Source organism: Flavobacterium omnivorum, assembly GCF_900099915.1.
In the GTDB taxonomy this organism is placed as follows: Bacteria; Bacteroidota; Bacteroidia; order Flavobacteriales; family Flavobacteriaceae; genus Flavobacterium; species Flavobacterium omnivorum.
Map to the genome: position 1 here is coordinate 157,725 of NZ_FNDB01000003.1, position 10,376 is coordinate 168,100.

Sequence of the window (10,376 nt, forward strand, 5' to 3'; positions counted from 1 at the left end):
AAAAGTAAAAAAGATAGATTGAATGTGGATCACAACAATCTTTAAATTTTTAAATGATTGAAATTTTAAATTAGAAAAAAATGAATCAAGATTATATAAAACCGGATAATTGGTCCATCATAGAAGAAGGATTTGATCCGGAGCGCGTAAAATCATCTGAAAGTTTGTTCAGTATTGGCAACGGTGCCATGGGACAACGTGCTAATTTTGAAGAAAATTATACTGGTGAAACCTTCCAGGGAAGTTATATTGCCGGAATTTATTATCCTGATAAAACCAAAGTGGGCTGGTGGAAAAACGGATATCCGGAATATTTTGCTAAAGTGTTGAATGCACCAAACTGGATTGGAATCGACATTGAAATCAACGGTGAAAAACTGGATTTAAATACCTCTTCCGATGTTAAAAACTTTCGTCGTGAGCTGAATATGAAAGAAGGTTGGTACCATCGTTCTTTTGAAGCGACTTTGAAAAACGGCACCGAAATTTCCGTAAATGTGCGTCGTTTTCTTTCATTGAACTTGGATGAAGTTGGCGTTATTAATTACGAAATCACCCCTTTGAACAAAGATGCAAAAATAATATACAAACCGTATATTGATGCTGGTGTAACCAATGAAGATGCGAACTGGGAAGAAAAATTTTGGGAATCGCTTGACGTAAAAAAATCAGGAAATGAGGCTTTTGTAACCGCTCAAACGTTCAAAACACATTTCAAAGCTACCACTTTCATGCAAAACACCATTTTGACAAATGGTGAGAAAACGGGAATTTCCCCTTCTAATATTGATGCAACAACTGATAAAATTCAGTTTAGCTATGATGTAATTGTGGCTCAAGGCCAAAAATCATCGATACAAAAAATTGGTGGTTACACGGTTTCCTTAAACCATGAAAATACCATTACTGCTGCTGAAAAAGTGATTCAATCCGCTTTAGCAGTAGGATATGACCAAATGTTGCAGGACCAAATTGATGCTTGGGCAAAAATTTGGGATATGTCAGACATTACCATTGATGGCGATGTAAAAGCGCAACAAGGAATTCGTTTCAATATTTTTCAGTTAAACCAAACGTATTTAGGAAAAGATTCTCGATTGAATATTGGACCTAAAGGTTTCACTGGAGAAAAGTACGGAGGATCTACTTATTGGGATACCGAAGCGTATTGCATTCCGTTTTATATGGCGACCAAAGACCAAGAAGTAGCTCGAAATCTATTGACGTACCGCTACAATCAATTGGACAAAGCCATTGAAAACGCTGCTAAATTAGGATTTACTAATGGTGCGGCTTTGTATCCAATGGTAACCATGAACGGCGAGGAATGTCATAACGAATGGGAAATTACTTTTGAAGAAATTCATAGGAATGGAGCCATTGCATTTGCCATTTACAACTTTTACAGATACACGGGCGATTACAGCTACATTCCTGAAAAAGGATTGGAAGTATTGATAGGAATTGCACGTTTCTGGCATCAAAGAGCCAATTTTTCAACTAATTTAAACCAATATGTAATTCTTGGTGTTACAGGCCCTAATGAATATGAGAATAACGTAAACAATAATTTCTACACCAATTATATAGCCAAATGGTGTTTGGAATATACCTATGAACAAATTCAGAAAGTATCTCTGGAATACCCTTCGGATCACAAAAGAATTACGGAAAAAGTAAAAATCTCGGATTCGGAATTACAATCTTGGAAAAAAGTTTCGGATAATATGTACTTCCCTTTTTCAGAAGAATACAATGTATATTTACAGCAAGACGGTTTCTTGGACAAAGAATTGGTTCGCGTAGTGGATTTGGACAAAAGTCAAAGACCAATCAATCAAAAATGGTCTTGGGATCGCATTTTACGTTCGCCGTACATCAAACAAGCCGATGTTTTGCAATGTTTCTATTTCTTTGAAGATCATTTTTCGAAAGAAGAATTGAAAAACAATTTTGAATTCTACGAATCCTTTACGGTTCATGAAAGTTCCCTTTCGCCTTGCGTACACTCGATTCAAGCCGCCTTATTAGACAAAATGGATATGGCGTATACGTTCTATTTGAGAACGTCGCGTTTGGATTTAGATGATTATAATAAAGAAGTCGAAGAGGGCTGTCATATTACCTCAATGGCCGGAACCTGGATGAGTATCGTGGAAGGTTTTGGAGGAATGAGAGTTAAAGAAGACAAACTTCATTTTTCTCCAAAAATCCCAAAAGAATGGGAAGGCTATTCGTTTAAAATTAATTTCAGAAACCAAATTTTGAAAGTAGCCATCAATCATAATGAAACTTCTTTCTCAATTGTTGGCGATAAAGAATTAGCTATCGTTGTAAACGGAAAAGCTATTGTAGTTAGGCCTGAGCATTTAATTACTGTATAAGCAATTATTAGAACTTGTAGTTTATTCTATCATTTGATTCAAGCCGCAACAAGCAAAATAACAATCCCAATTCGCATTGGGATTGTTTATATAAGTATGAGTTTTATTTAAATTATTTAGCGCACAAGCAATAAGAATAAAACAATGGTGCATTTTTTTTACCATGTAAGTCATTTAATTTTCATTTGTTAAGCTTATATACCTTAAACAACAATAAGGTCATTTAAGGTTTAATGCTTATATGACTCCTATATTAAATATTATTTCACTCATTTTATAGTACGACATTAAATAGGTCAAACTGCTTAATTCCTTGTAACAGGAATCTTTTTTTGTAAAATTCTCATTAAAATTAAATGTAATCAATGTATTTCACCATGAATAAAATTATTTCTTTACCTTTCCAAAATAGGGATTTTCTAAAAAAAATAACCTTATTCCTTTTTTTTATGTCTGTAACGTTACATGCTCAAATCGACAAAGTAGAACCGCCTTTTTGGTATGCAGGAATGCAAAATCCAGAACTGCAGATACTTTTTTACGGCAAAGACATTTCTCAAAACCAAGTCACCGTTTCTAATGGGATAAAAATAACCAACGTAAAAAGAACCGAGAATCCCAACTACATTTTTGTTACAATCGACACCAAAAAAGTTGTGGCCTCTGATTTCGTTTTTACCTTTAAAAGCAAAAACAAAGAAACGTTTACACATAAATATTCATTAAGAAAAAGAAGAGAAAACGCAGCCCAACGCAAAAGCTTTGATTCTTCGGATATGATGTATTTATTGATGCCGGACCGCTTTGCCAATGGAAACAGAGATAACGACAGCGAAAATTCGACCCAAGAAAAATACAATAGAGAATTGCCGGGCGGAAGACACGGTGGCGATATTGAAGGGATTATAAAAAACTTGGATTACATTTCGTCGTTGGGCGCAACAACCATTTGGAGCACCCCACTTTGTGAGGACAATGACGCTAAGTATTCTTATCACACCTACGGACAATCTGATGTGTATAAAATAGATCCACGTTATGGAACCAATGCTGATTATGTTCGATTGGCTTCCGAAATGCATAAAAGAGACCTGAAATTAGTAATGGATTATGTGACGAATCACTGGGGAATTGAACATTGGATGATGAAAGATTTACCAACAAAGGAGTGGATTAATCAATTTGACACTTACACCCAAACCAATCATAAAAGAACAGTTATCCATGACACTAACGCTTCCGAAATTGATAAAAAAATCACTATAGATGGCTGGTTTGTTCCCACAATGCCTGATTTGAATTTAAAGAATCCTTTGACTTTAAAATACTTGATTCAAAATGCAATTTGGTGGATTGAATACGCTGATTTGGATGGTTTCAGAGTAGACACCTATAATTATTCTGATCCAAAAGGAATTGCAAAATGGACCAAATCAGTGACGGATGAATACTCCAATTTTAATATTGTAGGAGAAGTTTGGATGCAAAGTCAAGCACAAATGGCGTATTGGCAAAAAGACAGTAAAATTGCTGCAATACAAAATTACAATTCGTATCTGCCCAGCGTTATGGATTTTACATTATATGAGGCAGCCACTAAAGTTTTCAATGAAGATGATGGCTCTTGGGACAAAGGAATGGTAAAACTCTATGACAATTTTACCAATGATTTTTTGTATCCAAACAGCAATAACATGTTGATTTTTGTCGAAAATCACGACACCAATCGCATCAATCAAACTTATGGAAACGACATCCGAAAATATAAAATGGCAATGACTTTGATGGCTACCGTTCGCGGTATTCCACAATTGTATTATGGAAGTGAAATAGGGATGGCCGGCGACAAAGACAAAGGGGATGCTGCAATTCGTCAAGATTTTCCTGGCGGTTGGGAAGGCGATGAAAACAATGCTTTTACGAAGGAAGGAAGAACTCCGGGACAAAATGAGTATTTTGATTTTACCGCTAAATTGTTTCAATGGAGAAAAACAAAAGCGGCGATTCATTTTGGAAAAATGACCCATTACATTCCAGAGAATAATACCTATATATATTTTAGATACAATGCAAATGAAACGGTCATGGTTTTAATGAACAACAGCAACGAAACCAAAACGGTAAACACCCAACGTTTCAAAGAGAACATCAAAGACTTTAAAACTGGAAAAGATGTCATTTCTGAACTCACCTTTGATGTGACGAACGAAATAATAATCGAACCTAAATCTGTTTTGATTTTAGAGCTAAAGTAATTCCCACTCTAAATACAAGAATCCGGAGAACGCACTGAAAAGAATACCAGACCCGTTTCCTGCTGTTTGAAAAGAAGCTTCAGCAGAAAAATAACTATTCAATTTATAAAAAAATGAAAAAAAAATCTTTACTATTAATGCTATCCGTACTCGCGTTTTGTGTGAGTTGCTCCGGAACCAAAACTGTAGCGGAAAACAGCACACCAATAAAAAAGACACGAAAAGCCCCTTTTGTCTGGGAAGGCGCTAATGTCTACTTTCTTATGACAGACCGCTTTAATAATGGTGATCGTTCCAATGACATAACTTTAAACAGAACAAAAACTACAGGAAAACTCCGTGGTTATGAAGGAGGCGATATCAAGGGAATTACTAAAAAGATTGAAGACGGTTATTTTGACAAATTAGGAATCAATGCCATTTGGTTTACTCCTGTAGTAGAACAAATTCATGATGCCGTAGATGAAGGAACTGGTTTGAGTTACGGCTATCATGGTTATTGGGCCAAAGATTGGACGGCATTAGATCCCAATTTTGGAACTAAAAAAGAGTTAGCCGAATTAGTAAAAAAAGCACATGCGCGAGGAATCAGAATTATCCTTGATGGTGTAATTAATCACACCGGTCCGGTAACGGAAATGGATGCTGTTTGGCCCAATTACTGGGTTCGCACCAATCCGGTTTGCGATTATACAAACTATCAAAATACAACAGCCTGCACTTTGGTGGCCAATCTTCCAGACATCAGAACTGAAAGTACCCAAAATGTAGACTTACCTCCTTTTCTTGTCGAAAAATGGAAAAAAGAAGGTCGATACGAACAAGAAATGAAAGAGCTAGACGCTTTTTTTATTCGAACAGGCTATCCTAAAACTCCAAAATATTACATCATAAAATGGCTGACAGACTACGTCGCTGATTATGGGATAGACGGCTACAGAGGAGATACCGTCAAACATACAGACGAAACCGTCTGGGCAGATTTCAAAACTCAATGTGACTATTCATTTGACACTTGGAAGAAAAAAAACCCTGCAAAAGTACTAGATAACAACTCCTTTTACACCATTGCCGAAGTCTATAATTATGGTATCAGCGGCGGACAATATTTTGATTTTGGAGACAAAAAAATAAACTATTTTAAAAATGGTTTCAACAACATGATCAATTTTGAGTTCAAATGGGATGCCCAAAAAGACTATGAATTCATATTCTCAAAATACTCAGACAAGCTCAACACCGATTTAAAAGGATACAGTGTTTTAAACTATTTGTCCTCACATGATGACGGCGCTCCTTTTGATGCAAAACGCACCAAAAGCATCGAAGCCGGTACAAAATTATTGTTGAGCCCAGGACTTTCTCAAGTATATTATGGCGATGAGAGTGCGCGTCCCTTAGTCATTGAAGGTACAAACGGTGATGCTACCTTGCGTTCCTTTATGAATTGGGAAGACATAAAATCTAATCCGGAAACTAAAAAAACACTGACACATTGGAGAAAATTAGGAAAATTCAGAAAGAACCATCCTGCTGTGGGAGCTGGAATTCACACCATGATTTCGGACACGCCCTACACTTTTTCAAGAACATACACTAAAGGAACTTTTACGGACAAAGTAGTGGTTGGTCTGGATCTGTCTACTGGTAAAAAAGAACTTATTGTAGCCACTGTTTTTAAAGATGGATCTAAAGTAAGAGATGCCTATTCCGGAAAAGAAGCTAAAGTTTCAAATGGGAAAGTAAAAATTCGAACCGACTTTGATATTGTATTACTGGAATTGAAAAAATAGTTTTAAGAAAAACTTAGTAGTATATTAAAGAACTTCAAAAATTTAATTTAAGACTTTACTAGAAGTATATTTACAACCAATAGGCACAGTTTCAAAACGATCTGTGCCTTTTATTGTAAGATAGATTTTATTAGAAGAAATAATATCTTCCATTTGTAACCTTTTGTAAAAAATATCGTCTACTTTAGACAATCAAATCATAACTATGAATTTTTTAGAAAATTACGAACCATTACTCAAGGCTTTCTGGTACATTGCTTTACCAGTAAGCTTATTCTTTGGACTCCAAACCGTTATGACCTTTATTGGTTTAAGCGACGGTGAAACCGATATTGATTCTGATGCTATCGACGGAGAATTACCTTTTGAAATTTTTACTTTACGTAACTTAATCAACTTTTTGTTAGGATTTAGTTGGACCGGAATTTCATTTTATAACAGTATCCAAAACAAAACAATTTTAATTATTATTTCTGTTTTAGTAGGATTGTTTTTTGTTGCTATATTCTTTTTCGTAATTAAACAGATTTTAAAATTGTCCGAGAACAATAGCTTTAAAATAGAATACGCACTTCATAAAACTGCACAAGTATACCTAACCATCCCTGAATCGAAATCCGGCAAAGGAAAAATACTTATTAGTATAAATGGAACTTTTCATGAATTAGATGCCATGACTTTTTCACCTGAAAAAATTCCTTCAAACAGTTCGGTAAAAGTCGTGGCTATCGAAAACAACTTATTAATTGTAGAAAAAAATTAAATTAAACTAAACCATGACTGAAATTATCATTATTGTTGTTGCCGTATTTGTTGTTTTTGTAACCTTCTTAACCCTTATTTCTCGATACAAGAGATGCCCCTCAGATAAAATTCTAGTTATATATGGCCGCACAGGTGGTACCTCTGCAAAATGTGTGCATGGTGGTGGTGCTTTTATTTGGCCTGTTGTTCAAGATTTTCAATACCTAGATTTAAAGCCCCTTTCTATTGATGCTAATTTGACAAATGCTTTATCGCGTCAAAATATTCGTGTTGATGTTCCCTGCCGATTTACTATCGCCATTTCAACCGAGGCAGAAAGTATGAATACCGCTGCTGAACGTCTATTAGGTTTACTACCGGAGCAAATTCAAGAGTTAGCTAAGGACATTTTGTTTGGTCAACTACGCTTAGTTATTGCCACTATGACAATTGAAGAAATTAATTCTGACAGAGATAAATTCTTGGCAAACATTTCGAAAAACGTTGATTCTGAATTAAAGAAAATTGGTTTAAAATTAATTAACGTTAACGTAACAGATATCAAAGATGAATCTGGATATATTGAAGCTTTAGGAAAAGAAGCTGCTGCAAAAGCAATCAATGAAGCAAAAATTTCAGTTGCTGAACAAGAAAGAATTGGAGAAACAGGAAAGGCATTGGCTGATCGAGAAAAAGACGTTCAAATTGCTGAAACTCATAGAGATCGTGATGTGAAAATTGCAATAACTAATAAAGACAGAGAAGTTAGTATTGCTGCTGCTTTTAAAGACGAAAGTATTGGTAAAGCAGAAGCACAAAGAGATACCCGCGTAAAAACATCTGAAGCCAATGCAGTTGCAATTCAAGGAGAAAATGAAGCGCGAATTGCTATTGCACAGTCAGAAGCAGCGCGACGAGAGCGCGAAGCGGAAGCGTTGCGAACTGCTTTAGCATCTGAAAAAGTACAAAGTGCAAGAGCATTAGAAGAGTCTTATGTTGCCGAACAAAAAGCAGAAGAAGCTCGTGCAGAAAGAGAACGATCTACACAAAATGCAAATGTGGTTATTCCTGCGCAAATTGCTAAACAAAAAGCAATTATAGATGCACAGGCGGAAGCGGAAAAAACAAGAGAATTAGCAAAAGGGGAAGCAGACGCCATCTTTGCAAAAATGGAAGCCGAGGCGAAGGGTTTATACGAAATCCTAACTAAACAGGCCGAAGGGTACCGTGCAGTAGTTAGTGCAGCAGGTGGCGACCCAACAAAAGCCTTCCAATTATTATTAATTGAAAAGTTGCCCGAATTAGTAAAAACCCAAGTTGAAGCAGTTAAAAATATCAAAATTGATAAAATTACTGTTTGGGATTCTGGTAATACAGGAGACAACGGGGCTGGATCCACTGCCAACTTTGTCGCCGGAATGATGAAAACCGTACCTCCCTTAAACGATTTGTTCAATATGGCGGGACTTAACTTACCTACTTACTTAAAAGGAGAAGATAAAAGTGAAGAAATAAAAACTACTACACCTGTTGATGACTTAAAGTAATTTTTTAATGCAAACCACCAATGAATCCATTTATGGTTTTGCGTTTTCAAAACTAAAAAGTTAGCTACTGAATCCATTTACAAAAGCACAAACCAATTAAGTTTGTGCTTTTGTATTTATACTACCTTTGTGAAAAATTACTTCCATGCTCAAAATTGGACATCGTGGCGCAAGAGGATATGAACCAGAGAATACTTTGGCTTCATTCCAAAAAGCTTTGAATATGCAAGTGGATGGCATTGAACTGGACGTTCATTTAAGTGCTGACGGCGAAATAATCGTTATTCACGACGAAACTATTGACCGAACGACCAATGGAAAAGGTTTTGTAAATGCATTATCTTTGCGCAAATTGAAGGCTTTTCGAATAGATGGAAAATACGACCCGAGGCATTTAGCCGAACTGGCGCAGCAAATCCCAACGCTGAAGGAGGTTTTTGATTTGGTAAACCAAGATTGTTTTATAAATATTGAACTAAAAAGCTATGAAGTAACGGACAAAGTAGTCGCACTTATTGAAAAGTATGTTACCAAAAAAGGCTGGAAATACGACCAATTTTTAGTTTCGAGTTTTGATTGGAATGCGTTACAACAAGTGGCGTTTTTAAATGATAAAATCCCTATTGGCGTTTTAACAGAAACCGATTTAAACTTGGCTTTGGCTTTCGCCAAATTCATTCAGGCCAAATCAATTCATCCGCATTTTCATCTATTAACCAAAGCAAATACGGCACAAATCCAAGTAAAAGGATTCGATGTTTTCCCTTGGACAATTAATGAATTAGAAGACATTCAAAAAATAAAAACCTTCAACGTAAACGGAATCATCACCGATTTCCCCAATAGAATATGAATCAAAATATTTTAGTTTAATATTGTATCCTCAACAAAATATTTTTTTTAAACCATTTAGTGATTTAAGTCAATTAAGTAACGAGGTAAATAATTCAGTTTATGACAAAAAAAGAGATAACACAATTATCCTATGAAATTATTGGTTACGCAATAAAAGTTCATAAAAAACTAGGGCCCGGTCTATTAGAAAAAATTTATGAAGAATGCTTGAAATATGAGTTAGAAAAAAATGGGTACAATGTGAAGCAACAATTTAATGTCGCAATAGATTACTATGATTTAGAACTTACCAATCCATTACGATTAGATTTATTAGTAAATGATTGTATAATTGTTGAGTTGAAAACGGTTGAAAAATTTCACCCAATTGATGAAGCTAAACTACTAACTTACATGAAACTATTAAGTATTCCACAAGGGCTACTCATCAATTTTAATACTCTCAATATAACAAAATCATGCAAACCTTTAATTAACGAATATTTTTCTCGGCTTGCTGATGATTAAACTTAAAAATCTTAACTCACTTAATGGTTAAAAAATGAATCAAAGTTCTCAACCATTAAGTGAATTAACGCTATTAAGAGCAAAAGTAAACTTATGAATAAACTTAAAATCTTAACTCACTTAATGGTTAAAAAATGAATCAAAGTTCTCAATAATTAAGTGAAATAAGGCTATTAAGAGCAAACGTAAACTTATGAATAAACTTAAAATCTTAACTCTCTTAATGGTTGAAAAATAAATCAAAGTTCTCAACCATTAAGTGAATTAAGGCTATTAAGAGCAAACGTAAAC

Annotated in this window: 7 protein-coding genes; all 7 read left to right on the plus strand. The window is 35.1% G+C overall.

Annotated features, from left to right (window positions below; genetic code table 11):
* Window positions 1–80: 80 nt before the first annotated feature.
* The 7 genes from BLS90_RS04415 (at window position 81) to BLS90_RS04445 (ending at window position 10,085) form a co-directional block, all read left to right on the plus strand.
* Complete coding sequence (locus BLS90_RS04415) at window positions 81–2,384, plus strand: glycoside hydrolase family 65 protein (RefSeq protein WP_091255706.1); 2,304 nt, start codon at window positions 81–83, stop codon at window positions 2,382–2,384.
* A gap of 449 nt (window positions 2,385–2,833) precedes the next feature.
* Window positions 2,834–4,639, plus strand: a complete 1,806-nt coding sequence (locus BLS90_RS04420) for a glycoside hydrolase family 13 protein (protein WP_245705043.1) — start codon at window positions 2,834–2,836, stop codon at window positions 4,637–4,639.
* Window positions 4,640–4,752: 113 nt separating this feature from the next.
* A complete protein-coding gene (locus BLS90_RS04425; protein WP_091255707.1) occupies window positions 4,753–6,432 on the plus strand; it encodes an alpha-amylase family glycosyl hydrolase in 1,680 nt (559 codons plus the stop codon).
* A 205-nt stretch (window positions 6,433–6,637) separates the two neighbouring features.
* Entirely contained in the window at window positions 6,638–7,195 is a 558-nt protein-coding gene (locus BLS90_RS04430; protein WP_091255709.1) for an NfeD family protein, read from the plus strand.
* 13 nt (window positions 7,196–7,208) lie between these two features.
* Window positions 7,209–8,723, plus strand: coding sequence for a flotillin family protein (locus tag BLS90_RS04435; protein ID WP_091255711.1), 1,515 nt, complete (start codon window positions 7,209–7,211; stop codon window positions 8,721–8,723).
* 145 nt (window positions 8,724–8,868) lie between these two features.
* Window positions 8,869–9,576, plus strand: coding sequence for a glycerophosphodiester phosphodiesterase (locus BLS90_RS04440; RefSeq protein WP_091255713.1), 708 nt, complete (start codon window positions 8,869–8,871; stop codon window positions 9,574–9,576).
* 101 nt (window positions 9,577–9,677) lie between these two features.
* Window positions 9,678–10,085 (plus strand): GxxExxY protein, encoded by a 408-nt coding sequence (locus BLS90_RS04445; RefSeq protein WP_091255715.1) that lies wholly within the window; start codon window positions 9,678–9,680, stop codon window positions 10,083–10,085.
* The last annotated feature ends 291 nt before the right edge of the window (window positions 10,086–10,376 follow it).